Genomic DNA, 24,687 nt, shown 5'->3' on the forward strand with positions numbered 1-24,687 from the left:
GAAGTATGGATTAAATGATAGATAACTTATTGGCTATTTTGATGCTGTGCTTCTTTTGCTTTCTGTTTTGGCAACAGCGCAGGCAGTCCGAGCTTGCGAAAGCTGCCATTGCGAGAAAATGTAAAGAGCTCGACTTACAGCTATTAAGTGTTGCCTTTAGTGGTCATAAACTTAAGATGCGCCATGAGCTCACCACCATTTGGCGCTGGCACACCGTGTATCAATTTGAGTTTTCAGCGTTAGGTGATGACCTGTACCAAGGGAAACTGACCATGGTGGGCTTCCGTTCTATGCGGTTTGAGCTACAGCCTCATAGAATGTAACGTCGCAATACGCGGTATAACTATATTCATGATAAGGGCCAAACTGATCTTGTTTGGTCTCTTTAAATGCAAAGCCTAACTTTTCAAGTAACTTAATTGATGGGTTATGACCAACATTAACGGTCGCGACAACATTCGTTAGGTGTTCTTCAAAACAAACCAAACTAAAGAAAGGTTTTAGCACTTCACTAGCAAGGCCTTGATTCCAAAACTCCTTGTCCAGAATAAATCCCAGTTCATGCTTCCCTTCTTCAGACGAAACAAACAAATGCCCGAGGTATTCGCGGGTTTGGTTGTGGATAATGGCTCGGCAAAAACCAACGTTGTCGTTCAGTATTTCTTGAAATAGGTGTTTTGCAGAGGCAATAGAATGCGGCCCGTTCATTTCAGCACGATTGATGGGGCAGCAATTCAACTTGATAAAGTCATGTTCTAACTGCTCGGTATAAGGTACCAACAGCGTTCTTGAGGTTGCTATCGTCATAAAACACTCCTTGTGTTGACCATTAGCAGAAAAGCAGATGTCGCGTGCTTAGATAAAAGCTCCTGAATTAAAGAGAGCCCCTAGATAGAGAAAAAGCCTTAGGAAAAGAAAAGCCCCGACACCGAAGTGTCAGGGCTAGGGTCTTACTCGCAGCAGTCCGGCTACTAATTAATGCTCCATGCATCATCCATAATAGTGGCTGTAATCCTTCAGCTCTTTCCTTTACTTCGCCGTCCTAGCGGTGTCCAATCATCCTGAAAGCTAACAATCCTAGTTAGCGCACATCACTTGTTCCGTGAGCGGTGTCCTTTACATCGTCCTGATGCTAATCCAACCCTTTAATCCTAAAGGTGTCCATTGTCATTCCGTTGCAGCTAACTTCCTGTTAACTGACTGTATCCCTACAATGTCCTTACGCTCCATGCTTGATCACTCAATCCTAAGTAACCAAATCTTCATCCTGAAGATAACCAAATCCTTGGTGCTTTCCTGTTCCGTGTCAGAATCCTTCCGACAAGGTTTAATTTACGCGATTTAGGATTTCGGACAATAGATTTGCATCACATTTTGAATTCAAGAAAGTTGTTAATTATATAAAACAATTAAAATTCAACACCTTAACCATGTGCACATCAATCTCTCTAGCGATGTATTCGTGTTATCTCACAACCTTTGTAAGAGATCTCTCACAAGCCATGGGCGGTTTTATGATTCGCTATCATTCACCAGAGCGAGTAAAATGACTAAAGACTAAAAATGGAGATCAACATGCTGACAAAAGATGTTTCTGAAGAGTTGAAATCAGTGCTTGAAGGACTGCAAGCGCAAGGGAAAGAGCCGACAGTTGCTTTAGTTAAGGCTCGTATGAGCACATCCGTTCCGATGCCCGCTTTAATCACGACCATCAAGAGCTGGAAAAGCGCAAATCGTGTTCCTAAAGTTGAAGTCGCGACACAAGAAGAGCCAGCACTTGATCGTGTTAGCCAACTGGAAAAGCAAATCCTTGAACTCACTGCTCGCGTTGCCATGCTTGAAGCTAAACTAACTGATCAATAAGGCAACTGAGCAATAAGTTGACCGATAAATAAGCTAACAGAGAAATAGAACACTATGAAGATATGGGTTGATGCGGACGCTTGTCCAAAGGTTATCCGAGAAACAATCGTACGCGCAGCTGAGCGCACAGGGGTTGAATGTACCTTTGTGGCAAACCATCTGGTTCCCGTTCCTAAACGCAATAACATTCACTCAATTCAAGTGCCAAGCGGGTTTGATATTGCTGATGATGAAATCGTAAAGCGCACTGAACCCGGCGATCTTGTGATTACATCCGATATCCCTCTGGCTGACGAAGTGATCACTAAAGGTGGGCAAGCACTCAGCTCTCGTGGTGAGCTTTACACCAAAGAGACCATTAAAGCGCGTCTGAACATTCGTGACTTTATGGATACCATGCGCTCAAGTGGCATCCAAACGGGTGGACCAAGTGCCCTTTCTCAAACCGACCGTCGTGAGTTTGCCAACCACTTAGATAGAATTCTAGCCAAACGCTAGCTGGCTCATCCGAGCTTAGCCTAGTTCTATCTCTCCATAAAAAATCAAAAAACCTGCAAACAATGCAGGTTTTTTTAATATCAATTAGAAGAAGGTTTCCCCTACTCTACAACTAAGGCGTGTAGTACGTTGCAGCGCCTGGACCTACTGGTAGACCGAATACGAATACCCATAGGTAGAACAAGATGCTCCAACCAAACATGAATACCATTGAGTAAGGCAACATTGTCGCGATCAGTGTACCGATACCTAGGTTCTTCATGTAGCGAGTTGCTACGGCAAGGATAAGACCGAAGTAGCTCATCATTGGTGTAATGATGTTGGTTGTTGAATCACCGATACGGTAAGCCGCTTGAATCGTTTCAGGTGCGTAGCCTACTAGCATTAGCATTGGAACGAAGATTGGCGCTGTTACTGCCCACTGTGCAGAAGCTGAACCGATCATCAGGTTAATGAAACCACACATTAGGATGAATGCGAAGAACAACATTGGACCCGTTAGGCCGATATCCTGAAGGAATGTTGCGCCGCCTACAGCAACCACTTGACCAAAGTTCGTCCACTTAAAGAAAGCAACAAACTGTGCAGCAAAGAATACAAGAACGATGTACATGCCCATTGAAGACATCGACGTTGCCATTGCATTAATCACATCACGGTCATTCTTCATTGAACCGGTAATTTTGCCGTAAACAAAACCAGGAATAGCAAAGAATACAAAGATAAACGCGACGATACTTTTCAGGAATGGAGAGCCTGAAATCGTGCCCGCCTCTGAACGTAGAACACCGTCAGCAGGAACAACAGTCCAAGCTAAAAGCGCACTCACGATTAATACAGCGACACCCGCCAATCTAAGGCCTTTCTTCTCAATAGCAGTAAGCTTACCCATTGAGTCATTTGAAAGATCTTCAGACGCGTCTTCGACATTGTATTTACCCAGTTTAGGTTCAACAATCTTCTCTGTTACCAATGCGCCGGCAATCGAGATAAAGAAGGTCGAAATAAACATGAAGTACCAGTTTGATTCAGGGCCAACAGAGTAAGATGGATCAAGCATTTGTGCTGCTGTTTCTGTGATACCAGAAAGCAGTGGATCAACCGTACCGATAAGTAGATTTGCAGAATAACCACCAGATACACCAGCAAATGCTGCCGCTAGACCTGCTAATGGGTGACGACCCAATGAGTGGAAAAGCATTGCTGCAAGAGGGATAAGTACTACGTAACCCAGCTCTGAAGCCGTGTTAGAGATAATACCGGCAAATACCACGGTTACAGTAACCATGCGCTGAGATGCGCCCATTACCATGCCGCGCATTGCCGCAGATAATAGACCTGAGTGCTCAGCAATCGCAACACCTAGCATTGCAACAAGTACAGTACCAAGTGGCGCAAAGCCAACAAAGTTCGAAACTAGATTCGTTACGATGAGTTGTAAGCCTTCAGCATTAAGTAAGCTTACAACGTGGATCATACCATCAGCAGCACGACCACTAGCACCTTCAGGGCGAGGGTCCATGACAGACACTTCAAAGTAACCAGCAATACCTGAAGAAACTAGGATTGCGACACAGAAGATAGCAAAAAGAGTGATTGGGTGGGGTAAAAGGTTCCCCAAATATTCAACGCTGTCTAAAAAGCGTGTGAAAATAGGTTTTTTTGGTGCGTTGTTTTTTATTGAAGCAGATGAACTCATCTGTTCCCTCCTTGTGTAGTTATTCCTGTGCAATTGTGACAAAGATGTTCAAATTGCCAGCGAAGGGTACGCGACAAAAATATCAATTAGAAATTCAAAATGTTACAAAGTGTGTAACAAACGACGACTTTTAACTCTATTTGAACAATTAATTAGCAAATAAATCTATATTAAACACAAAAACTAGATTTATAATTTACAACAACGCATTCACTAGAAATATAACTCACAATATAACCCATTGATTCACTTGAAAATAAAATACATCGTACGTTAAATACACACTCGATATCCGGTTAAGTTCCTCTCGAAGGAAAAGAAAAACAGACAAATGAATGAAGTTTGACTTTCCCCTCGTTTTTACACACATGTCACATCATATTGACGGTTATTTTTGAACCGCTTTAAATCTTGGATTGGATTTACAGATCACATAGTGACGCCCTCTACGCTTAACTATCTGGCAATCAGGGTGACGGCTTTTCGCACTTTTAAGTGATTTAACAACTTTCATTATTTAGCTCCCTTACCTAATTGACCAAAACGACGAGTGAAGTTCGCAACGCGTCCCTCTTTATGTAGCACTCGTTGTTTGCCCGTATAGAAAGGATGCGACTTTGGCGACACCTCAATCGTGAAGTAAGGGCAAGTATTGCCGACTTCCCATTCGATAGTACGGTCTGTTTTTAGCGTTGAGCCGATTAAGAAGTACTCATCGACACTGGTGTCATGAAAAACCACGGGACGGTAATCTGGATGGATATTCGGTTTCATTGTATTTCCCTAAATAATTAAATTGATACGTTATAACATATCAAATGATAATTATTATCAAAAGAAAAACAAGCGATTTTATGATATTTTTCCGTCTTAACTGAAACCAGAGAACACCTTGCTATGTACACCATTAAACCTGTTGGCTTTATTGAGTCTCCTTATAAAGAGAAGTTCGCTGTGCCAAGGCAGCCCAGGTTGGTACCCACATCCACCTCAAGAGTCAGATTGGTTGATGCAGCAAACTGCCTTGAGTCTGTTCGTGATATAGAGCAATTTAGCCATGTTTGGTTACTATTTCTGTTCGACAAGAACCTTGAAGCAGGCTGGAAACCAACTGTGAGGCCACCTCGCCTTGGCGGGAATGAACGTATTGGTGTATTCGCGTCACGTGCCACATTCAGACCAAATGGAATTGGCATGTCTGCGGTTGAACTAAAAGGTGTGTCTCAAGAGAAAGGACAGACTTGGTTGGATCTCGGCAGCGTCGACTTAGTAGACGGTACACCGATCATCGACATCAAGCCTTATATCCCCTATTCAGATTCGATTCCGGATGCATTGGGAGGGTTTGCCGCCGATGAACCAGAAGTGCTCGACGTTAACTTTTCGCAGCAAGCGCAAAGTAAGCTCGCAAGCCATCCACAAGCGCGCCATATCATTCAGGTGATCAAAGAAGTATTAGGCCAAGATCCGCGACCTGCCTATAAAAAAGGCAAGCCTGACAACAAGGAATATGCGGTAAATTTGTTCAATCTTAACGTGAAATTCGTGGTTGAAACGCTTTTCATCAATGTAACTGACATTGAACGCTTTTGAGATCCCAAATAGGCTGATATTATATGCGGCTATATCAGATTTGCTGTGGTTACGAACGACAGCAAGTTTTCTTTTATCAATGATGAAACGGATACCATAGAATGCGTACCAGTAACTACCTTCTTTCTACTCTGAAAGAGACTCCAAACGACGCAGAAGTTATCAGCCACCAGCTGATGCTACGTGCAGGTATGATCCGTAAGCTAGCTTCAGGTTTATATACTTGGCTACCTACTGGTCTACGTGTACTGCGTAAAGTCGAAAATATCGTTCGCCAAGAGATCGATAATGCAGGTGCCGTTGAAATCTTGATGCCCGTAGTTCAACCGTTTGAGCTTTGGGAAGAGACTGGCCGTTCTGAAAAGATGGGGCCTGAGCTACTTCGTTTCACAGACCGTCACTCTCGTCCATTTGTTCTTAGCCCAACAGCTGAAGAAGTGGTAACGAGTCTAGTACGTAACGAGATCAGCTCTTACAAACAGCTACCTCTAAATCTGTACCAAATCCAGACTAAATTCCGTGATGAGCGCCGCCCTCGTTTTGGCGTAATGCGTGCACGTGAATTCTCTATGATGGATGCGTACAGCTTTGATATCGACAAAGAAGGCTTAGAAAAGTCTTACCAAGCGATGCACGATGCTTACTGTAAAGCATTCGACCGCATGGGCCTTGAATACCGCCCGGTATTAGCAGACTCTGGCGCAATCGGCGGCAGCGGCTCTCAAGAGTTCCACGTTCTTGCTGAAAGCGGCGAAGACCTAATCGCATTCTCTTCTGAATCTGATTACGCAGCGAACATCGAGAAAGCAGAAGCACTAGCTCCTACTGAAGAAGTTGCAGCGCCTACTCAAGAGATGGAATTGGTTGATACGCCAAACGCAAAAACAATCGCAGAACTTGTAGAGCAGCACGGTCTAGCAATCGAGAAGACAGTTAAGACTCTATTCGTTAAAGCATCTGATGAAGTAGAAGCAGATATTATTGCTCTAATCATCCGTGGTGACCACGAGCTTAACGAAGTGAAAGCAGAAAACCTTCCACAGGTTGCTTCTCCGCTAGAGATGGCTTCTGAAGAAGAAATCCGCGCACTTGTTGGTGCAGGTCCTGGTTCACTTGGACCTGTTGGCCTAGAGCTACCATTCATCGTTGACCGCTCTGTTGCTGTAATGAGCGACTTTGGCGCTGGTGCAAACGTAGATGGTAAGCACTACTTCGGCATCAACTGGGGTCGTGACGTTGAGCTGGCTCAAGTTGAAGACCTACGTAACGTTGTTGAAGGCGACCTAAGCCCATGTGGTCAAGGTACTATCCAGCTTAAGCGTGGTATTGAAGTTGGTCACATCTTCCAACTAGGTAATACTTACTCTAAAGCAATGAACTGTAACGTGCTTGGCCCTGATGGTAAGAGCGTAATCCTAGAAATGGGTTGTTACGGTATCGGTGTTTCACGTGTTGTTGCATCTGCTATCGAGCAAAACCACGATAAATTCGGTATCACTTGGCCAGACGCACTAGCGCCGTTCCAAGTTGCTATCGTACCAATGAACATGCACAAATCTGAGCGCGTTAAAGAAGCAGCTGAGAAGCTATACGCTGAATTAACAGCTATGGGTATCGAAGTTTTATTCGATGACCGTAAAGAGCGCCCTGGTGTTATGTTTAAAGATATCGAGCTTGTGGGTATCCCTCACACTATCGTTATCGGCGATCGCAGCATGGACGAAGGTAACTTCGAATACAAAAACCGTCGTACTGGTGATAAAGAAGCTATCGCAATGGACACGGTTATCGAGCACCTTAAGGCTCAACTAGCTTAGTAATCCGATTACTGACTAGATAAACATTGAAAGGCTGCCGTTAGGTGGCCTTTTTTGTGCCTGTCATTTCGCTTCAAACTCCCTTCTATTTATCAGTAGAGTAAATAACGTAAGTTAATCCCCTGTTCATCTTTAAATCCGTATATTGGTGTCATCAACTTTTTGGACATGCTCACCATTGGAGGTATCGATGGATATCAAAAGCTTACTGAACCAAGCACTTAAATCAGATCTCGTAAAACAAGGTACTCAGCAACTTTCACAAGGGTCTTCAAGTTTAAGTGGCCTTTCTCAAGGCAGCAATAGCAAGAGTAGCAGTAAAAGTACACTCGGAGCCTTCGGTGCAGGCGCAGTTGGCGGAGGACTGTTAGGTGCGTTAATGGGCTCTAAGAAGACTAAGAAAATGGGTAAGAAAGCGGCTGGGATTGGCGGCGCAGCAGCACTGGGCGCTTTGGCTTATAAAGTCTACAACGACTACCAGTCCAAACAAGGCCAGACACCTAACGCCGAACAGGCTCAGTTTGATGAAAATGATGCAAACCACAGCGTGCTGATTCTACGATCGATGATTGCCGCGTCTAAAGCTGATGGCCATGTTGATGAAGAAGAGATGGCTAAGATAGAGCAAGCCGTCGAGAATATGGGCGCTGATTATCAACTGACTAAATTGGTCTCTGAAGAACTGCATAAGCCACTCGACCCAAGCGAAATCGCTCAACTGGCAACGTCACCTCAACAGGCGAGTGAGATCTACTTAGCCTCTTTGATTGTGGCCGACGAACAGAATTTCATGGAAAAGGCGTACCTGAAAGAGCTCGCGAAACAGCTCAATCTTGCTGATGAAGTCACCTATCAACTTGAACAACAAGTCTCTGGCTAATCGGCAAGTACCAAACGAAGCCGTAAAGAACGGCCTAAGCAGCGAGCTAACCAAGTGAGATATTGAGCAAGGACAAACTAACTCTGAACTTAATCAGATCCACTTTGTTTTTGCTTATCTCTATGTGTATATTGAGATCAGTTATCATTTGGTTAGGTATAAAAATGAAAGTATACGATTGTTGTGATTTGGTGCGTGAACTGTATTCTCAAATTGGCAGTGGCGACCAAGGCTATATCCCTAAAGCGATCACCTGCGCGGTAAAAACATTGAATGACCTTGCTGCAGATGAATCTCTTCCTAAAGAAGCTCGTGAACGTGCAGCCTTTGCCGCTGCTAACTTACTGATTTCAGATTTCGAGGACTAATATGAACCTCGCTAACTTTGAAAAAATGGATCCAGTGATGTTGATGAGCATCGTCAACATGAAGCTTCGTGACGACTTCGGCGGTGATTTAGATCGAGTGGTCAACTTCTACGAAATCGACAAAGCAGCCTTAATCGCTAAGCTCGCGTCTGCTGGTTTTGAGTATCTTCCAGAAGCTAAACAGTTTCGATAGTCGTTTAAAAAATCTTCCTATTTAAAGACCAACCTCTGTGTTGGTCTTTTTTTGTTGGTGATACGTAATAAGGAAACACGCAGCAAACCCATTATAAATTATCTGTATGCACCTATACTTTTATATCTTAGAGTCAACGAACGCGCCTTGAACCAAAGCGTATTGTTGTATAGGCTACCCAAACTAGCATATAAAACTCATCACCCAACTTGATGATAGTGAAGGATTAACAATGAAAAGACTCGGACTTTTAGCCGTTATCGCAGCCGCACTCACCGCAGGTTGCGCTTCAAATACTCAGCAAGACAACTTTCGCGAAGCCTCTTTTGAGCTGTGTAATACTGAAGTCGATATTTACTCTGTAAGCCATGATGAACGAGTTCGTATCGTCTGTTCTGATGGCTCTAAATTCGCTTTGAACAGCGAAGACACATTAGAAGTGATGCGTGACATCAACATCGACTACTGTGATGGCGAAGGCCTAGGTAAGTTCAGTGAAAGCCGCCACTACTACTCTTTCAAGTGTAAGTCAGGCACCCTACTTAGCATCAAAAAGTAGAATCGACACTACCAAATACCAAAGGGTTAATGTGAAAGCATTAACCCTTTTTAATACCCGCTTTTCTTTACTCTTAATCCCAAATCCACCAGCCACCAGATACAAAAAATAGCTCCTTTAAAGAAGCCTCTAGTATCATTGCTTTTCAAAGTAGTTGTTTGAAATTCTAAGAGAGCACGCAGAGATTACGGGTGTAAGTGAGCATGCTCGACAACAATTTTAAAACTTCCAAGTACAAAAAAGGCCCCTATTAAGGAGCCTCTAGTATCAATATTTTTCAAAGTAGTTGTTTGAAATTCTAGGAGAGCACGCGGAGCTTACGAATGTAAGTGAGCATGCTCGACAACGTAATACCCAAAAAAACAAAAAAAGCTCCCAACAGGAGCCTTTCAAATCGTATTTTTCAATCAAATAGCTTTAGTTCAAGGAAAAGGCGCGGAGTTTACGAATGTAAATGAGCACCTTTGACACAGAAATTAAGCTATTTGAGCCAGAAAAATTAAGCGTAAACCGGTAGACGCTTACAGATCTCTAGTACTTTTGCTTTAGTCGCTTCGATAACAGACTCATCACCCATGTTATCTAGGATGTCACAGATCCAACCTGCTAGCTCTTTCGCGTCTGCTTCTGAGAAACCGCGACGAGTGATAGAAGGAGAACCGATACGGATACCTGAAGTAACGAATGGGCTACGTGGGTCGTTTGGTACTGAGTTCTTGTTTACAGTGATGTTTGCTGCACCTAGTGCTGCATCTGCTTCTTTACCTGTGATGTCTTTGTTGATTAGGTCAACTAGGAACAGGTGGTTCTCTGTAGAACCTGACACGATGTTGTAACCACGAGCTAGGAATTCAGCAACCATTGCTTTTGCGTTAGCAACAACGCGTGCTTGGTATTCTTTGAACTCTGGCTCTAGAGCTTCTTTGAACGCTACTGCTTTACCAGCGATAACGTGCATTAGAGGACCACCTTGGCCGCCTGGGAATACTGCTGAGTTCAGCTTCTTGTAAAGATCTTCACCTTCGTTAGAAAGGATTAGACCACCACGAGGACCCGCAAGCGTTTTGTGCGTCGTTGTAGTTACTACGTGAGCGTGTGGCACTGGGTTCGGGTAAACGCCTGCAGCGATTAGACCTGCTACGTGAGCCATATCTACGAACAGGTAAGCACCTACTTTGTCAGCGATTTCACGCATGCGCTTCCAATCACAGATTTGAGAGTAAGCAGAGAAACCACCGATGATCATCTTAGGCTTGTTCTCGATAGCCAGCTTTTCCATCTCTTCGTAATCGATTTGACCCGCTTCATCGATACCGTAAGGGATGATGTTGTAAAGCTTACCAGAGAAGTTTACTGGAGAACCGTGAGTTAGGTGACCACCGTGTGCTAGGCTCATACCTAGAACCGTATCGCCTGCATTTAGTAGTGCCATGTATACAGCGTTATTTGCTTGAGAACCTGAGTGAGGCTGTACGTTTGCGTACTCTGCACCAAATAGTTCACATGCACGTTCAATTGCTAGAGTTTCAACTTTGTCTACGTACTCACAACCACCGTAGTAACGCTTGCCTGGGTAGCCTTCAGCGTATTTGTTTGTTAGCTGAGAACCTTGAGCTTCCATTACACGTGGGCTTGTGTAGTTTTCTGAAGCGATAAGTTCGATATGCTCTTCCTGACGAAGAGTTTCTTCTTGGATAGCTGCGAATAGATCCGCATCGTAATCAGCAATGTTCATGTCACGCTTAAGCATCTGTATCTCCTGACTCAGATTGTACTGAAAGTTTCAAAAAAACCACACAACGACCGAAAGCAAACGTTTCCGTCACCGTTTTGATGTGACGCATTCTACATAATTTGATCTAGGTCATAAAGAGCTAATTGCAATTTTATCATGCAGTTTTTTCATAATCACAAATAAGATTCATCATGGTTATTTGGCTTATCCAACCAAAGATGGCGCTTACTGTCAATTTTACGCTTTACACCCTGTAAAACGCAGATTACATAGGTTTACCTTAATTTTGCCCCTCAAGCTACCGAAAGCTAAGGTTTTTCTCTACTATGCACGCCTTTATTGGTTAGGTAATTATAAAAACGATGGAAAAACACTCACGTAAAGAAGATTGGGTAGCGATTCTCACTGGCACGTTTTTAGTGGCGTTAGGCGTCTTCTTTTTACAGTCAGCGAACCTGCTTACCGGGGGCACTACTGGCTTGGCTCTGCTTTTGAGTCAATTCTTGCCTGTAACCTTTGGTATTTTGTACTTTGTTGCCAATTGTCCATTCTATTTATTAGCATGGAAACGATTCGGCCGTAGCTTTGCTATTAGCAGTGCGATTTCTGGTGCTTTAGTATCTGTGTTTGCCGATCATTTATACTTAGTTATCTCGCTAGAAGTTCATAACGAGATCTATTGTGCTGTTGCCGGCGGCTTACTAATGGGCTTAGGTATGCTAATCCTATTCCGTCACCGCTCAAGTCTGGGTGGCTTCAACGTACTGTGCTTGTTTATCCAAGACCGCTACGGTATCTCGGTAGGCAAAACACAAATGGGTATTGATGCGTGTATTCTGTTTGCATCGTTCTTCTTCGTGTCACCTTGGGTGATTGCCGTATCTGTATTAGGCACCGCAGTATTGAACATCGTATTGGCAATGAACCACAAACCAACTCGCTACTCGGTGAATTACGCGTCTTAAAGTTCATTACCTGCTCTGTCGTTGCTGGCACTCGATGCTCAAACTTCTAGCAAGTAGACTCGAGGCACGATATTCCAGCCATCACTAAAACAAAAAAGGCTTTGGGGAGCACTCCAAAGCCTTTTAACAGCCGAATCCTTTAAGGGGAAGAGAATCAAGCCGATTGAAATAAAAACAAGGCTAACCTTCGATCAAAAGAATACGAGTCTCGTAAGGTTGCAAAACTTGATGATGAGACGCCACTAAACTCTCGCTCACTTGATAATTAGACAACAAGCTCTTAGCCTTTGCCATCTCAAAACGTTCAGGTAAAACGCATTCAGCCTCTTCACCATAATAGTTGTTAATGCACAGCAGAGTTTGTCCTTCACTCTCACGAGAGTACGCAAATACCGACGGGTGCTCAGGCAATAGATCTTGATAGCTGCCATCCGTAATCACTGGTACTTGTTTGCGTAACTCAATCAAGCTCTTATAGAAATAAAAAACAGAGTCTTTGTCTTCCAGTGCTTGCTCAGCGTTAATCTCAGAGTAATTATTCGCTACATCAAGCCATGGCTGAGCTTGTGAGAATCCGGCGTAAGGCTCACTATTCCATTGCATTGGTGTACGAGAGTTATCACGAGATTTCTGCGCTAGAATCGCCATCATATCTTGATGAGCCACACCATCACGGTTAACCATGATGTCGTACATATTGGTACTCTCAACATCACGATACTGGCTGATGTCAGTATAGCCAGGGTTGGTCATACCAATCTCTTCACCTTGATAGATATAAGGCGTGCCTTGCATCATGTGCACAGAAGCAGCCAACATCTTGGCCGACTCAACACGATATTGCTGATCATCACCTAAGCGGCTCACGACTCGCGGTTGGTCGTGGTTACACCAGAATAGTGCGCCCCACCCTTTGCCATTCAATCCCGTTTGCCAGTGGTTAAAGATCGATTTGAGCTGTAAGAAATCAAACGGCGCATTGGTCCACTTCTCACCATTGGTGTAATCGACCTTAAGGTGGTGGAAGTTAAACACCATCGATAGCTCACTGTTATCAACGTTTGAGTATTGCTGGCAGTGTTCCAACGTGGTTGAAGACATCTCGCCTACGGTCACGCTGCCGTACTTCTGAAATACGGCTTCGCTGATCTCTTTCAGGTATTCGTGTACACGTGGACCATCGGTATAGAAACGACGGCCATCACCGATATCATCATTAGGAAAGTCTTGCTGCTTCGAAATCAGGTTGATCACATCCAAGCGGAAACCATCAACGCCCTTTTCTGCCCAAAAGCTGATAACGTCTTTCACTTCTTCGCGTACAACCGGGTTCTCCCAGTTAAGGTCGGCTTGCTCTTTCGCGAATAGGTGTAGGAAATACTGACCCGTCGCTTCATCCATTTCCCATGCATTACCACCGAACTTAGACTGCCAGTTGGTTGGTGCTTGGCCGTTTACAGGATCTTTCCATATGTAGTAGTCGCGGTATGGGCTGTTTTTATCACCCAATGCTGACTGAAACCACGCATGTTCTGTTGAGGTGTGGTTTACCACGATATCCATCACGATACGAATACCACGTTGGTGCGCTTCAGCCAGCAATAGGTCGAAATCTTCCATGGTGCCGAATTGCGGGTTAATCGCGTAGTAATCTGAAATATCGTAGCCGTTATCGATCATTGGGGATGCGTAAACTGGGGTTAACCAAATGGCATCCACACTCAAGTGTTTAAGATAATCCAGTTTTGAAATGATCCCTTTGATGTCGCCAGTACCTTTACTGCCACTGTCACAAAAGCTCTTTGGGTAGATTTGATAGATGGTTGCGGTTTTCCACCAACTTTCATCATGCTCAGTCATCGCCATCTCTAACACTCACTTACCAGAAAATATAAAATAAAAATCACCATGTGAATCATGGTCGAATAGCCGTTATAACTAAAAGAAAAAGCTATAACTAAGAGAAAAAGCGATGGCTCACTTTGGAGTCATCGCTTATTAAATGCATTACGCGTTGGCGGTTTCTAGTTCGCCTTTCATCTGTGCTCGTTTATAGAAGAACAGTGTTAACGTGACGGGTAGTACAATCGCCACCAGCATCGCAATTAAGTAAACAGACCAATATTGCGGTTGAATCGATAAGATGCCTGGCAAGCCACCAACACCGATACCATTCGCCATCACTCCTGCACTACCACAGATAGCAGCCGCAGCGGCACTGCCGATCATTGCGCTCAGCATTGGGAATTTGTATTTAAGGTTGATGCCGTACATCGCTGGCTCTGTTACACCTAAGTAAGCAGAGATTGCAGCTGGAACCGAGATATCTCGTTCGCCTTCGCGTTTGCTTAAGATGATGATGCCAACAACCGCTGAAGCTTGTGCAATATTTGATAGCGCAATCAAAGGCCAGATTGGTGTGCCGCCTAAGTCTTGCATCAGTTGTAGGTCGACGGCATTGGTTGTGTGGTGAATACCTGTAATAACCAAAGGTGCGTATAGGAAGCCAAAGACTACTGAACCAAGAATCGCAAAGTCACCCGTCATTGCCGCTTTAGCCGCGAATGCCACGCCATCGCCTAACATACGGCCAAATGGGCCAATGAAAGCGTGCGCTAGAATCACAGACAAAATAATCGATACGAACGGCACGACAACAAGGTACAGGTAAGAAGGAACAATACGCTTAAGGTTGGTCTCGATGAAGGCCAGAGCCACACCCGCTAACATCGCAGGGATCACCTGAGCCTGATAACCAACTTTCTCTATCACGAACAAGCCAAAGTCCCACACTTCAGGTACCGATTTACCTATCATGTAAGCGTTCATCAATTGCGGGGAAACCAAGGTCACACCGAGCGTGATGCCTAAAATAGGGGTTCCGCCGAGCTTCTTAACCGTTGCCCAACACACACCAACCGGAAGGAAGAAGAAAATAGCTTCGCCGATCAACCATAAGAAAGAGTGAACCGTTGCCCAGAATTGACTGATTTCAACTAGGGTTTTGCCGTCGAACATGCGAATGTCGCCAATCACATTACGGAAACCAAGAATCAAACCGCCAGTAATGATGGCAGGCAGCAGTGGTACAAAAATTTCGGCTAAATGGGATATACCACGCTCAAGGAAGTTCATATTTTGACGAGCAGCCAACTTCGCCTCATCTTTTGATGATGCATCTTTACCAGTTTGCTCAATCAAAAGTGCGTACACTTCATCAACTTCAGTGCCAATCACGACTTGGAATTGACCTGCGTTAGTAAAGCAGCCTTTTACCAGTTTAAGCTTCTCTAATTCTGCTTTGTTCGCTTGTTCCGTATCGTTCAATACAAAACGCAGTCGAGTTAGACAGTGGCTGACACTCGCAATATTCTCTTTGCCACCGACTAACTCGATAAGACGCGCAACGTCTTGCTTCGCTATCTTACTCATACTACCCCACCCTGGTTTCATTCAATTACTCTTCTAAACCATGCAGCTATAACCACTTCGATTTAGATTGATGGGAACATTCCCAATCACGATTATTATAATGCCCACATGAATGATAAATTAAAATGGGAACAGTCCCATTAATTGAAAGAGATCACACTCTAATTTTAATCTAAGCGGTTCAATTTCGCTTAATTGAGTGGATTATAGAATCGGAGATTGAGTGTGATGAGAGATCTCTGAATTGCCTAAAAGCTGAGAGATCAATAGATTAGCAGCCAGCTTACCTGCAGATTGGTAACCAGGATCAATGCTAAATACTCGTGGGAATAAGAAAGAGAGAAGATCATTGCCACCAACGCCGGTGACGACCACATCTTCACGTTGTAGTTCTTGCAGACGCTTGATTACACCAAGAGCCAGCGTATCACTGGCACAAACGATCGCTTGAGTCGCGGGAGTTAACACCTCATCCACCAGCTGATAAGCACTTTCGTGATGAAGTTGACCAGTACGATAGTTTGCCACTGAACCTGTGTTTTCACACCAATCGAGATAAGCCTTAAGACGCAGTTCACCGGTTGATTTATCACTAGGATCAACCCCGATAAAGCCAACGTCAGAGATCCCTTGATCCGATAAATGCACCAACGCACTATTGATCACCTGTTGGTTATCATAGTTAATCGACGTCACGTTCTCGGTATCCAGAGCAATCACCACCGCTTTGTGTTCCCAAGCTTCGATTGCCGGAATATCGCAGTCAGTAAAACCAAATACAATAATGCCATCAACGTTACGACGCTTTAGAACTTGCAGGTGCTCATTGGCTTTATCTCTATCAAGTTGGCTTTCCATGATCACGACATCGTAATCCGCTCGATACAACTCGGCCAGCATCGTACTTACCGCTTTGTTTTCAGAAGGAGAGTCCAGACGAGAAATGATTACGCCGATGACTTTTTGACTGCCACCGCGCATCGATTGCGCAGATTTTGAAGGCGTGTACCCAGATTCTTGAATTACTCTTTCCACCCTTTCACGGGTTTCAGGTTTCACTTTTGGATCATTGGTCAGAACGCGTGATACGGTTGACTTACCAACACCGGACAGCTTTGCAATATCAAGAATAGTGAGTTTTTTGCTCATAAAAAGTCTAACGTTAAAGGGAAGAGAAGAAAAAGTGAGGGTAGATTCCCTCACTTAACTGTTTGTAAATACTAGCAGTTCTTACTATGACTTACTTTTGGCAATTTCGATAGACTACGCGACCAAGTTCTAGACGCGCATTGTCACCTTTCGTGCGCAAAGTGATGCTGTTAATCATCTCTGAAGTGCCATCATCTAAGATGTATTTGGTTCCTGAGCCCGCTGGAACTTGAGTCAGGCGGTATTCATTATCAGGCAAGCGTAGTACCGCTTTTTTATTATCAAGGTAAGACACATCAAACGAGACGTCAGACTCACATTGATAAGTCGCGAATTGATCATTCGATGTTGCGCTATCAGTCTCAGGGGCTGCTGATTTAGAGCACCCAACCAATGCTACTGTACATAGAGATGCTACCAACATAGCTTTCATACTTCGTTCCTCATCTTTATATAGTCAACGACACTTAGCCTATTCACAGGTTCGAACAAACCTAATGTAAGTGCCTAATGATAGGTCCATACCTTAGTGATAAATAAAACGTTTAGCCTTTTAAGAAAGCGGGTACGTCTTTAATGCTATCAAGTACCACGCTAGCCAACGCTTCACCTTTTTCAGTGATGGGTTTACCCGTTCTTACCAAGACTTTAGTACCAACACCTGCTGCTTCTGCAGCCATCATGTCTTCCGCTTTATCGCCGATCATGACCGAGTTAGCCATATCAATCTTCAGAAAGTCACGAGCAGAAATGAACATGCCTGGCTTTGGCTTACGACATTCACAATCTTGCTTGTAGTCACCAATACCGTGCTCAGCGTGGTGAGGACAGTAATAAATGCCATCGAGCTCGACACCATTATCAACAAAGTTCCAATCCATCCACTGCGTTAAAGAAAGAAAACGGTCTTCACTAAACATGCCGCGAGCAATACCAGATTGGTTGGTCAATAGCACCAATAAATAACCCATATCTTTAAACGCTTTCGCCGCTTCAAACACACCATCGATGTATTCAAAGTCATGCTCATCATGTACGTAGCCGTGATCAACGTTAATCACTCCATCACGATCTAAAAAAACAGCAGGTTTAGACAAAATTTTGTTCTCTATCAACTCTCTATTAATCATTAATTATTACACGCTTTATTTGCTTCATCACTATCTATTTAGTTTTGCGTTCGTTAACGATTTGTTTCTAGCTTAGCCATACAATCGACGTTTAGCCGTCTAGACGTAAAAATATCTATTGACTTAGATCATAGAACACCATAGCATCGTCTGTAAATCGAGCGAGCTATCGACATATTATTCTGTTCTACCTGCACGGGTTTCTCTATGATTAAAGTGAATCAAGTCAACAAGGTTTTTTATCAAGGCACTAAAGAAATCAATGCCTTAATTGATATCAACCTCCACATTCCTCAAGGTCAAATCTTTGGAGTCATCGGCTCTTCTGGTGCAGGCAAAAGTACCCTGATCCGTTGTGTAAATATGTTGGAAGCTCCGACCTCTGGTGAAGTGATTGTTGACGGTATCGACCTAACAAAACTCAGCAAATCAGAACTTAGCGAAGCGCGCCGTAACATCGGCATGATATTCCAGCACTTCAACCTGCTGTCTTCTCGTACTGTATTTAACAATGTAGCACTGCCTCTAGAACTTGCTGGTAAAGATAAAGCGATTATTGAAGCGAAAGTCAGCGAGTTACTTGAACTGGTTGGCCTTGCTGATAAGCGTGACACCTACCCGGCAAACCTAAGTGGTGGTCAAAAGCAGCGTGTGGCGATTGCTCGCGCACTGGCCTCTGACCCGAAAGTACTGCTATGTGATGAAGCCACCAGCGCATTGGATCCAGCAACAACTCAATCTATCCTTGAGCTGCTGCGTGAAATCAACCGCAAGCTGAACATCACTATCCTGCTTATTACACACGAGATGGATGTGGTTAAAAGCATTTGTCACGAGGTTGCGATCATTGGCGGCGGTGAATTGGTAGAGAAAGGTACAGTCGGTGACATCTTTGCTCATCCGAAGACAGAGCTAGCGCATCAGTTTATTCGCTCAACGTTGGATCTGACGATCCCTGAAGATTACCAAGCACGTTTGCAAGAGACTCGCGTAAACAGCAGCTACCCGCTGGTGCGTCTTGAGTTTACTGGTGCAACGGTTGATGCTCCGCTAATGACGCAAATCGCACGTAAATTCAATATCGATGTCAGCATCTTAAGTTCTGACCTTGATTACGCCGGTGGCGTGAAGTTCGGCATGATGGTCGCTGAACTGTTCGGTAATGAAGCAGATGATAATGCTGCTATCCAATTCCTACGCGACAACAATGTAAAAGTAGAGGTGCTTGGTTATGTCCTTTAGTTTCAACGAGATTGCTGACTGGATCAGCCTTAACGGTAACCTTCTATTAGGCGCAACAGGCGAAACGCTTTACATGGTTGCTGTTGCAGGCATTGTTGGCTTCGCGGTCGGTATTCCACTAGGCGTGATTCTGCATACGACTAAAAAAGGTGGCCTGTTAGAGAACACCAAAGTAAACAAGATTCTAGGTGCGATTGTGAACGTGGGTCGTTCAGTACCTTTCTTAGTTTTGATGGTTGCGATTATTCCACTGACTAAGATGCTGATTGGTACCTTCATCGGTACAACAGCAGCGATTGTTCCACTGACGATTGGCGCTATCCCATTCGTGGCTCGACTTATCGAAAGTGCACTACTTGAAGTACCAACAGGTCTAGTGGAAGCGGCCCAATCAATGGGCGCAACACCAACACAAATCATCAATAAGGTTCTGCTTCCAGAAGCACTACCGACTATCATCAACTCAGTAACGATTACGCTAGTGACTCTGGTGAGCTACTCAGCAATGGCCGGTACTGTAGGCGGTGGTGGCCTAGGTGATGTCGCGATTCGTTACGGATTCCACCGCTACGATGTGACCATCATGGCTGTGACAGTAGTGATGTTGATTGTGCTGGTACAAATTATTCAATCAATCGGTGATTCATTAGTTCGCCGCGTTGACCACAGATAAAGACTCACACATAAAGATTAGAGTCGTCTGAACCTAATTAAATAGATTTATTAAAAGGAGATTATTATGAAATTTAACCTTAAAGGTTTACTAACTATCGCAGCAGCAGCTTCAGCGCTAGTTCTAGCAGGTTGTGGTGATAAAGAAGTGGATACTTCTAAAGTAAAAGTTGGCGTAATGGCAGGTGCAGAAGCGCAAGTTGCTGAAGTGGCAGCTAAAGTAGCGAAAGAGAAATACGGCCTAGACGTTGAACTGGTTACTTTCACGGATTACGTAACACCAAACGCAGCTCTAGATGATGGTTCTATCGACATCAACGCATTCCAACACGCACCGTACCTAGATCAGCAAGTGGCTGACCGTGGCTACAAGCTAACTATCGCTGGTAACACGTTTGTTTACCCAATTGCGGGTTACTCTAAAGAAGTGAAATCGGTAGACGAAATCCAAGACGGTGCTCGTATTGCTGTACCAAACGACCCTACAAACCTAGGTCGCTCTCTACTTCTTCTTGAGCAACAAGGTCTTCTTGAACTTCGTGAAGGCGCAGGTCTTCTAGCTACAGTTCGCGACATCGTGGGTAACCCTAAGAACCTAACGATTGTTGAACTAGACGCAGCTCAACTGCCACGTTCTCTTGATGATGTTGCTCTATCTATCATCAACACAACTTACGCGAGCTCTATCAACCTGACTCCACAAAAAGATGGCGTATTCGTTGAAGACAAAGATTCTCCTTACGTAAACCTAATCGTTTCTCGTGAAGACAACCTAAACGCTGAAAACGTACAAAACTTCGTTAAAGCTTACCAAACTGAAGAAGTGTACAACGCAGCTTCTGACATCTTCCAAGGTGGCGTCGTTAAAGGTTGGTAATCAACTAAATAACAGCACTGTATAGATACCCGAAGGGGCTGACATAACGTCAGCCCCTTTTTATTGGTTAGGATTTACCAGGAAGTTCGACTTACCACCAAGCTTCCACTTGCATACCAACACTCATTTCACTGTTTTTACCTTCACCGAAGGCATTGTCGTTTTCAGCATCATTCAAGTAAGTGGCGAAGATACGGAATTCAGGACGAGACCAGAAACCCACTTGTGGAACCCAAGCCTGAGCGATTGTGAATTTACCACCTGCCCCATCTTGGTTATCAATCGTTTCTACAAAACCACCAATTTCAAGGATGGTACGCATGCGCTTGTCCCACTTATAAAGCGGACGAATGACGGCACTGAAAGAGTCATCATCACTATTATTAGCACCCACACCGGTTGACGCGGCATAACGCACAGTGTGGCCAAACTCGATGTTCTCACCAATCGCAAGCACGCCCCAGTTAATCAAACGGAAGCCATCGGCGTCATTGTTGTTTGCATCACGAACGATGCCTTTACCCGTTCCAAAAGTCGTCATCTGCTCGGCATAACCAGAGTTAGCAACCTGTAGAATGGTTTTGTTGAAGCCGCCAGATAGGTTTTGATTCAAGCTCGCCGTTAGCATTACGCTGTCATCCGCATCCACCGTTTGACCTTGTTTTTCATTGGCGAAGTTCATATCAATACCGACCTCAAGATCAGCATTGCTCCACAATGGAATGCCCGCATAACGTATATCAGCAATCATGGCTGTGGTTTCTTTGCCATCAAACACATCGCCAGTCACCGTGTCTTGAATCAAAGCCACCGATACTTTACCAGGGCCTAGGTTGATGTGTTCAACGCCGGCTCCAATACCACTTACATCCCAGTAGTAGTTATCAACGATGTGCACATCATGACGTTGGTAGTAGCGCTCACCCGCCCAAATCCCAATGTCCTTATCTTCAAAAAGCCCCACCGCCTGAACATTCAATTGCACCACATCCACGCTTTTATCCGCGGCATTCTCATCTTGGCCTTGCCAGTACGACAACATGGAATCAACTAAAAATGAAACGTCGTCCTCAGCATACACTTCTTTCTTAAAGCCAAACTCACCATACAGGTCATTTTCGTTGCCGAGTCGGCCAACTTTACTCACCTCCCACTTGCTGTTTGAGCCGCCTTCATTACTCAGGCCAACGCCGCCGCGCATGTAGCCATTGAACTCCAATGGCGTGGTTTCATCAGCGTATAAATTAGGAGCAAGTAAAGCAGTAGAGAGTGCAGCAGCAATAGGTAACAGTTTCATCGTCCATTCCTTTCAGATCTAGAATCAGGTTATTATTTATAAATGGGAACATTCCCATGGGATCGATCCCATTTATATTGAGCAGAATATAAATTGAAAGAGAACTGATTGATTATTGTGATCAGGATAACTATTGAGATAACTAAAAGTTGATGGGTGTTGGATTATTTCAATGAATACATTGGCGCTACAGAAAGAGCTGAGTATCACGTTCTGTGCGTATTTAAAGGGGAAAAGGATAACGATAAGAGAGTAACAAAGATCAAGCTAAGACAGGTAACGAAGTCACGGCATCGGGGATGATACAAGGTGCTAAACATTTAATATAAAAGGAAAAAAATATCGGAGCACTAAATAGCACTCCGATATCTAAAGCATGACGCTTAAATAACTACAAGAAGACTACTTCAGGTGATCCCAAGAGATGTTTGACACCAATCGGCAGTCATCACACTTGAAATAGAAAATATCGTGGATAGGCGCATCTAGCAGCCATTCACCACCACATTGCGGGCATTTGCGCTCTTTTTCATCTTTCAGGCTGATCCCACCGACACGGTATAAGTAGTAGTAGGTTGGAACCTTAGTCAGATACTCAATGCGCCCTCTTAGACCCCAACCGCGTTTAAACAGCACACTCTTCGTGTCACTGATCTCGGTTAGCGTTGCATGTTCCGCGCGACAACCACCACCCATTTGTACTTCATCACAGGCTTGCCATTCGGTCTGCCATTTCAACACGGCTTTATGGTCGCCATTGAAGGTAGGTGGATTGCGATACAAAGGGATTGGTAGCAAGCTATCGCCACTACGCAGCGGTGAACAGGTGTGCACGAATGTCGTGTATAACACCTGCCAGCTTGGTGTTTCATCTTCTGCCACTTCTTCTGAGTTCAGATCTCGACCGAGCAAACGCATTTTAGGCGCTAGTAGGCTCGCGTTAGACAAGCGATCAAAACACACTTTCACAAAGTCTGAGTGATTCCGCGGGTGCAAGCTATCTTGCTCCGGGCACACAACGCGAACATAGAATTCCCCATCGCCCATCACGATTGGGAACTCACGACCTAACACTTGTCCGTTATAACGAAGTGCATCCATTAAGCCATTAACCGCCTTGTCGACAGCGCTTACCGTTGTGTTATCAAAACACTCAAATTGAAGTTCTAGTACGTACATCTATTTATACCGCTGGTTGTAGCTTTTCTAAAAATTCTGCCAATGTCTCGGCGAGCACATCACGATTTTTGGTACCTAAGCGCTCCAAAATCACGTTACCCGTTAGGTTACAGATAGAGATAACATCCAGCTCAGCATCGGTCGCGGCAATGAAAACCGTTGGTTTTAGCTTCAAGCGACGCTGAGTTACTAGGTGACCCAAAATGTTTTCTTGTAGGCATTCGAAGTCTTCATCACTCCAAATCTGTAACAGAGTCAATTCGTTACCATCGAAAGTTGCGTTCATATCTGCGCTGAATTGTGCGCCGTAGAAAGTTTTGATGTCTTCATGCAGAGTCAACTCAATACCGGTTTCAACGTTGGTGAAATCCGCGAATTGCTCACGTGGATAGTGCTTCCACAACACGGCATCGCCACTCTTTTCTTCTACGCATGGCGATACGATGTCCACCAACTCCTCATTACGAGGTAAGCTTTGGTGTTTCTGCTGCCACGCGTCAACGTATCGCTGACTAAAAGAAAGTAGTGCGTCTTGAGCACGTTGAGTCATGAAAATCTCCTAAACACAAAATAATAAATAGAATCCGAGCCCTTTCCGCGCCGATTAAGCGATGACTTAATGACAGGGTAAGGGGGATTCAGTAAAATCGACCCCATTCTAATCGAATTTGAAACGAAAGTATGAGCAAATATTCTGACGCAAAAGAGCTAGCGGGTTTAACCCTTGGCCAAAAAACTGAGTACTCTAACCAATACGATGCAAGTTTATTGCAACCAGTGCCTCGTAGCCTTAATCGCGATGATCTTGCGCTAAACGGCGAGCTGCCTTTTGTTGGTCATGATATTTGGACGATGTACGAGCTTTCGTGGCTAAACACCAATGGTCTACCACAAGTGGCTGTCGGTGAAGTTTTCATCCCAGCAACCAGCCCAAATTTAATTGAATCAAAATCTTTCAAGCTGTACCTGAACAGCTACAACCAGACTCAATTTGAAAACTGGGATCAAGTAACCGAGCGCCTGACCCAAGATTTGTCGGCATGTGCAGGCGAAACGGTGATTGTGAATGTAAACTCAGTAACCGACTACACTAACCAACCTATCGTGACGATGGAAGGTGACTGTATCGACAACCAAGACATCCAAATCACTAGCTACGACTTTGAAGCGTCGCTGCTTGAAGGCGCTGCTGGCGAACAAGACGTTGAAGAAACACTGCACAGCCACCTATTGAAGTCGAACTGTTTGATCACCAATCAACCGGATTGGGGCAGCGTTGAGATCGCATATTCTGGTAAGCAAATTGACCGTGAAGCTCTGCTACGCTATTTAGTTTCTTTCCGTGAGCACAATGAATTCCACGAACAATGTGTTGAGCGTATCTTCACTGACATCATGAAATACTGTGCACCTTCGAAGCTAACTGTGTTCGCACGTTACACACGTCGTGGTGGTCTGGATATCAACCCATACCGTTCAACAGAGCAAGATAGACCAAGCCACAATAAGCGTATGGCTCGCCAATAATCAGGCGAGAAC

General features: G+C 44.4%; 27 protein-coding genes. 14 read left to right on the forward strand and 13 right to left on the reverse strand.

All coding sequences use genetic code 11. The annotated features are described in order from the left end of the window. The first annotated feature begins 14 nt into the window (after positions 1–14). Positions 15–323, forward strand: coding sequence for a DUF3301 domain-containing protein (locus AB4329_RS07325; protein WP_017060748.1), 309 nt, complete (start codon positions 15–17; stop codon positions 321–323). Here AB4329_RS07325 and AB4329_RS07330 read toward each other — a convergent pair. After that, on the reverse strand, positions 289–807 hold the full coding sequence (locus AB4329_RS07330; protein WP_017060749.1) for a GNAT family N-acetyltransferase: 519 nt from the start codon (positions 805–807) through the stop codon (positions 289–291). The genes AB4329_RS07325 and AB4329_RS07330 overlap by 35 nt on opposite strands. Before the next feature lie 768 nt (positions 808–1,575). Here AB4329_RS07330 and AB4329_RS07335 point away from each other — a divergent pair. Beyond that, a complete protein-coding gene (locus AB4329_RS07335; RefSeq protein WP_017069390.1) occupies positions 1,576–1,863 on the forward strand; it encodes a hypothetical protein in 288 nt (95 codons plus the stop codon). Between the two features lie 54 nt (positions 1,864–1,917). Next, complete coding sequence (locus AB4329_RS07340) at positions 1,918–2,361, forward strand: YaiI/YqxD family protein (RefSeq protein ID WP_017063355.1); 444 nt, start codon at positions 1,918–1,920, stop codon at positions 2,359–2,361. Positions 2,362–2,473: 112 nt separating this feature from the next. On the opposite strand, the gene AB4329_RS07345 is transcribed toward AB4329_RS07340, so the two are convergent. The 3 genes from AB4329_RS07345 to AB4329_RS07355 all read right to left on the reverse strand — a co-directional run bounded on the left by AB4329_RS07345 (position 2,474) and on the right by AB4329_RS07355 (position 4,834). Next, entirely contained in the window at positions 2,474–4,060 is a 1,587-nt protein-coding gene (locus AB4329_RS07345; RefSeq protein WP_010436458.1) for an AbgT family transporter, read from the reverse strand. A 388-nt stretch (positions 4,061–4,448) separates the two neighbouring features. Further along, a complete protein-coding gene (gene ykgO / locus AB4329_RS07350; protein ID WP_010436457.1) occupies positions 4,449–4,574 on the reverse strand; it encodes a type B 50S ribosomal protein L36 in 126 nt (41 codons plus the stop codon). Further along, positions 4,574–4,834, reverse strand: coding sequence for a type B 50S ribosomal protein L31 (locus AB4329_RS07355; protein ID WP_136982694.1), 261 nt, complete (start codon positions 4,832–4,834; stop codon positions 4,574–4,576). The genes ykgO and AB4329_RS07355 overlap by 1 nt, the downstream gene beginning before the upstream one ends. Before the next feature lie 123 nt (positions 4,835–4,957). Here AB4329_RS07355 and tsaA point away from each other — a divergent pair, with 123 nt between their 5' ends. The 6 genes from tsaA to AB4329_RS07385 all read left to right on the forward strand — a co-directional run bounded on the left by tsaA (position 4,958) and on the right by AB4329_RS07385 (position 9,470). Continuing rightward, entirely contained in the window at positions 4,958–5,653 is a 696-nt protein-coding gene (gene tsaA, locus AB4329_RS07360) for a tRNA (N6-threonylcarbamoyladenosine(37)-N6)-methyltransferase TrmO (protein ID WP_102428247.1), read from the forward strand. Between the two features lie 101 nt (positions 5,654–5,754). Then, positions 5,755–7,470: a proline--tRNA ligase gene (locus AB4329_RS07365; protein WP_010436451.1), complete on the forward strand. Its 1,716-nt coding sequence runs from the start codon at positions 5,755–5,757 to the stop codon at positions 7,468–7,470. A 190-nt stretch (positions 7,471–7,660) separates the two neighbouring features. Beyond that, positions 7,661–8,350 carry a tellurite resistance TerB family protein gene (locus AB4329_RS07370; RefSeq protein WP_017063352.1) on the forward strand — a complete coding sequence of 230 codons (690 nt, stop codon included), beginning with the start codon at positions 7,661–7,663 and terminating at the stop codon, positions 8,348–8,350. Positions 8,351–8,514: 164 nt separating this feature from the next. Next, positions 8,515–8,718, forward strand: a complete 204-nt coding sequence (locus AB4329_RS07375; RefSeq protein ID WP_008222923.1) for a YaeP family protein — start codon at positions 8,515–8,517, stop codon at positions 8,716–8,718. A gap of 1 nt (position 8,719) precedes the next feature. After that, positions 8,720–8,911, forward strand: a complete 192-nt coding sequence (locus AB4329_RS07380; protein WP_004738555.1) for a DUF4250 domain-containing protein — start codon at positions 8,720–8,722, stop codon at positions 8,909–8,911. A 232-nt stretch (positions 8,912–9,143) separates the two neighbouring features. Beyond that, the gene (locus AB4329_RS07385; protein WP_017072003.1) at positions 9,144–9,470 is read left to right on the forward strand and encodes a hypothetical protein; all 327 of its coding nucleotides are present in this window, start codon (positions 9,144–9,146) and stop codon (positions 9,468–9,470) included. 499 nt (positions 9,471–9,969) lie between these two features. Here the strand turns inward: AB4329_RS07385 and glyA are convergent, their stop codons facing one another. Then, a complete protein-coding gene (glyA, locus tag AB4329_RS07390) occupies positions 9,970–11,220 on the reverse strand; it encodes a serine hydroxymethyltransferase (protein WP_017066387.1) in 1,251 nt (416 codons plus the stop codon). 347 nt (positions 11,221–11,567) lie between these two features. Here glyA and AB4329_RS07395 point away from each other — a divergent pair, with 347 nt between their 5' ends. Beyond that, positions 11,568–12,170, forward strand: a complete 603-nt coding sequence (locus tag AB4329_RS07395) for a YitT family protein (RefSeq protein WP_017060757.1) — start codon at positions 11,568–11,570, stop codon at positions 12,168–12,170. A gap of 180 nt (positions 12,171–12,350) precedes the next feature. Here the strand turns inward: AB4329_RS07395 and treC are convergent, their stop codons facing one another. The 5 genes from treC to gmhB form a co-directional block, all read right to left on the reverse strand. After that, positions 12,351–14,036, reverse strand: a complete 1,686-nt coding sequence (gene treC / locus AB4329_RS07400; RefSeq protein ID WP_372137943.1) for an alpha,alpha-phosphotrehalase — start codon at positions 14,034–14,036, stop codon at positions 12,351–12,353. A 141-nt stretch (positions 14,037–14,177) separates the two neighbouring features. Then, a complete protein-coding gene (gene treB / locus AB4329_RS07405; protein WP_022570656.1) occupies positions 14,178–15,602 on the reverse strand; it encodes a PTS trehalose transporter subunit IIBC in 1,425 nt (474 codons plus the stop codon). Between the two features lie 204 nt (positions 15,603–15,806). Then, positions 15,807–16,751 carry a trehalose operon repressor TreR gene (gene treR / locus AB4329_RS07410; RefSeq protein WP_017060760.1) on the reverse strand — a complete coding sequence of 315 codons (945 nt, stop codon included), beginning with the start codon at positions 16,749–16,751 and terminating at the stop codon, positions 15,807–15,809. Positions 16,752–16,842: 91 nt separating this feature from the next. Next, positions 16,843–17,184, reverse strand: coding sequence for an MliC family protein (locus AB4329_RS07415; protein WP_372137944.1), 342 nt, complete (start codon positions 17,182–17,184; stop codon positions 16,843–16,845). A gap of 112 nt (positions 17,185–17,296) precedes the next feature. Beyond that, positions 17,297–17,881 (reverse strand): D-glycero-beta-D-manno-heptose 1,7-bisphosphate 7-phosphatase, encoded by a 585-nt coding sequence (gene gmhB / locus AB4329_RS07420; protein ID WP_372137946.1) that lies wholly within the window; start codon positions 17,879–17,881, stop codon positions 17,297–17,299. A 207-nt stretch (positions 17,882–18,088) separates the two neighbouring features. Between gmhB and metN the strand changes: the two genes are divergently transcribed. The 3 genes from metN (at position 18,089) to AB4329_RS07435 (ending at position 20,672) form a co-directional block, all read left to right on the forward strand. Further along, the gene (gene metN, locus AB4329_RS07425) at positions 18,089–19,123 is read left to right on the forward strand and encodes a methionine ABC transporter ATP-binding protein MetN (protein WP_017060763.1); all 1,035 of its coding nucleotides are present in this window, start codon (positions 18,089–18,091) and stop codon (positions 19,121–19,123) included. Beyond that, positions 19,113–19,796, forward strand: a complete 684-nt coding sequence (locus AB4329_RS07430; protein ID WP_017060764.1) for a methionine ABC transporter permease — start codon at positions 19,113–19,115, stop codon at positions 19,794–19,796. Before metN ends, AB4329_RS07430 begins: the two co-directional genes overlap by 11 nt. Positions 19,797–19,862: 66 nt before the next feature. Continuing rightward, complete coding sequence (locus tag AB4329_RS07435; protein ID WP_017060765.1) at positions 19,863–20,672, forward strand: MetQ/NlpA family lipoprotein; 810 nt, start codon at positions 19,863–19,865, stop codon at positions 20,670–20,672. A 91-nt stretch (positions 20,673–20,763) separates the two neighbouring features. On the opposite strand, the gene AB4329_RS07440 is transcribed toward AB4329_RS07435, so the two are convergent. The 3 genes from AB4329_RS07440 to syd form a co-directional block, all read right to left on the reverse strand. Next, positions 20,764–21,969 carry a carbohydrate porin gene (locus tag AB4329_RS07440; RefSeq protein WP_372137948.1) on the reverse strand — a complete coding sequence of 402 codons (1,206 nt, stop codon included), beginning with the start codon at positions 21,967–21,969 and terminating at the stop codon, positions 20,764–20,766. Between the two features lie 402 nt (positions 21,970–22,371). Next, positions 22,372–23,148: a Zn-ribbon-containing protein gene (locus tag AB4329_RS07445; RefSeq protein ID WP_017060766.1), complete on the reverse strand. Its 777-nt coding sequence runs from the start codon at positions 23,146–23,148 to the stop codon at positions 22,372–22,374. 4 nt (positions 23,149–23,152) lie between these two features. Continuing rightward, positions 23,153–23,698, reverse strand: coding sequence for a SecY-interacting protein (gene syd / locus AB4329_RS07450; RefSeq protein ID WP_050633962.1), 546 nt, complete (start codon positions 23,696–23,698; stop codon positions 23,153–23,155). 131 nt (positions 23,699–23,829) lie between these two features. Between syd and queF the strand changes: the two genes are divergently transcribed. Continuing rightward, complete coding sequence (queF, locus tag AB4329_RS07455; RefSeq protein WP_017060768.1) at positions 23,830–24,675, forward strand: NADPH-dependent 7-cyano-7-deazaguanine reductase QueF; 846 nt, start codon at positions 23,830–23,832, stop codon at positions 24,673–24,675. Positions 24,676–24,687: the final 12 nt, after the last annotated feature.

Source organism: Vibrio sp. 10N.261.54.A5, from assembly GCF_041471145.1.
In the GTDB taxonomy this organism is placed as follows: Bacteria; Pseudomonadota; Gammaproteobacteria; order Enterobacterales; family Vibrionaceae; genus Vibrio; species Vibrio crassostreae_C.

What these genes read in the sequence shown, in the direction of transcription:
- glyA (WP_017066387.1), bottom strand. Translation starts at nt 11,220, where the DNA reads ATGCTTAAGCGTGACATGAACATTGCTGATTACGATGCGGATCTATTC.
- syd (WP_050633962.1), bottom strand. Translation starts at nt 23,698, where the DNA reads ATGACTCAACGTGCTCAAGACGCACTACTTTCTTTTAGTCAGCGATAC.
- AB4329_RS07330 (WP_017060749.1), bottom strand. Translation starts at nt 807, where the DNA reads ATGACGATAGCAACCTCAAGAACGCTGTTGGTACCTTATACCGAGCAG.
- AB4329_RS07375 (WP_008222923.1), top strand. Translation starts at nt 8,515, where the DNA reads ATGAAAGTATACGATTGTTGTGATTTGGTGCGTGAACTGTATTCTCAA.
- AB4329_RS07430 (WP_017060764.1), top strand. Translation starts at nt 19,113, where the DNA reads ATGTCCTTTAGTTTCAACGAGATTGCTGACTGGATCAGCCTTAACGGT.
- AB4329_RS07440 (WP_372137948.1), bottom strand. Translation starts at nt 21,969, where the DNA reads ATGAAACTGTTACCTATTGCTGCTGCACTCTCTACTGCTTTACTTGCT.
- gmhB (WP_372137946.1), bottom strand. Translation starts at nt 17,881, where the DNA reads ATGATTAATAGAGAGTTGATAGAGAACAAAATTTTGTCTAAACCTGCT.
- AB4329_RS07340 (WP_017063355.1), top strand. Translation starts at nt 1,918, where the DNA reads ATGAAGATATGGGTTGATGCGGACGCTTGTCCAAAGGTTATCCGAGAA.
- AB4329_RS07385 (WP_017072003.1), top strand. Translation starts at nt 9,144, where the DNA reads ATGAAAAGACTCGGACTTTTAGCCGTTATCGCAGCCGCACTCACCGCA.
- treB (WP_022570656.1), bottom strand. Translation starts at nt 15,602, where the DNA reads ATGAGTAAGATAGCGAAGCAAGACGTTGCGCGTCTTATCGAGTTAGTC.
- queF (WP_017060768.1), top strand. Translation starts at nt 23,830, where the DNA reads ATGAGCAAATATTCTGACGCAAAAGAGCTAGCGGGTTTAACCCTTGGC.
- AB4329_RS07415 (WP_372137944.1), bottom strand. Translation starts at nt 17,184, where the DNA reads ATGAAAGCTATGTTGGTAGCATCTCTATGTACAGTAGCATTGGTTGGG.
- treC (WP_372137943.1), bottom strand. Translation starts at nt 14,036, where the DNA reads ATGGCGATGACTGAGCATGATGAAAGTTGGTGGAAAACCGCAACCATC.
- AB4329_RS07445 (WP_017060766.1), bottom strand. Translation starts at nt 23,148, where the DNA reads ATGTACGTACTAGAACTTCAATTTGAGTGTTTTGATAACACAACGGTA.
- AB4329_RS07325 (WP_017060748.1), top strand. Translation starts at nt 15, where the DNA reads ATGATAGATAACTTATTGGCTATTTTGATGCTGTGCTTCTTTTGCTTT.
- treR (WP_017060760.1), bottom strand. Translation starts at nt 16,751, where the DNA reads ATGAGCAAAAAACTCACTATTCTTGATATTGCAAAGCTGTCCGGTGTT.
- tsaA (WP_102428247.1), top strand. Translation starts at nt 4,958, where the DNA reads ATGTACACCATTAAACCTGTTGGCTTTATTGAGTCTCCTTATAAAGAG.
- AB4329_RS07335 (WP_017069390.1), top strand. Translation starts at nt 1,576, where the DNA reads ATGCTGACAAAAGATGTTTCTGAAGAGTTGAAATCAGTGCTTGAAGGA.
- ykgO (WP_010436457.1), bottom strand. Translation starts at nt 4,574, where the DNA reads ATGAAAGTTGTTAAATCACTTAAAAGTGCGAAAAGCCGTCACCCTGAT.
- AB4329_RS07365 (WP_010436451.1), top strand. Translation starts at nt 5,755, where the DNA reads ATGCGTACCAGTAACTACCTTCTTTCTACTCTGAAAGAGACTCCAAAC.
- AB4329_RS07345 (WP_010436458.1), bottom strand. Translation starts at nt 4,060, where the DNA reads ATGAGTTCATCTGCTTCAATAAAAAACAACGCACCAAAAAAACCTATT.
- AB4329_RS07355 (WP_136982694.1), bottom strand. Translation starts at nt 4,834, where the DNA reads ATGAAACCGAATATCCATCCAGATTACCGTCCCGTGGTTTTTCATGAC.
- AB4329_RS07370 (WP_017063352.1), top strand. Translation starts at nt 7,661, where the DNA reads ATGGATATCAAAAGCTTACTGAACCAAGCACTTAAATCAGATCTCGTA.
- AB4329_RS07435 (WP_017060765.1), top strand. Translation starts at nt 19,863, where the DNA reads ATGAAATTTAACCTTAAAGGTTTACTAACTATCGCAGCAGCAGCTTCA.
- AB4329_RS07380 (WP_004738555.1), top strand. Translation starts at nt 8,720, where the DNA reads ATGAACCTCGCTAACTTTGAAAAAATGGATCCAGTGATGTTGATGAGC.
- metN (WP_017060763.1), top strand. Translation starts at nt 18,089, where the DNA reads ATGATTAAAGTGAATCAAGTCAACAAGGTTTTTTATCAAGGCACTAAA.
- AB4329_RS07395 (WP_017060757.1), top strand. Translation starts at nt 11,568, where the DNA reads ATGGAAAAACACTCACGTAAAGAAGATTGGGTAGCGATTCTCACTGGC.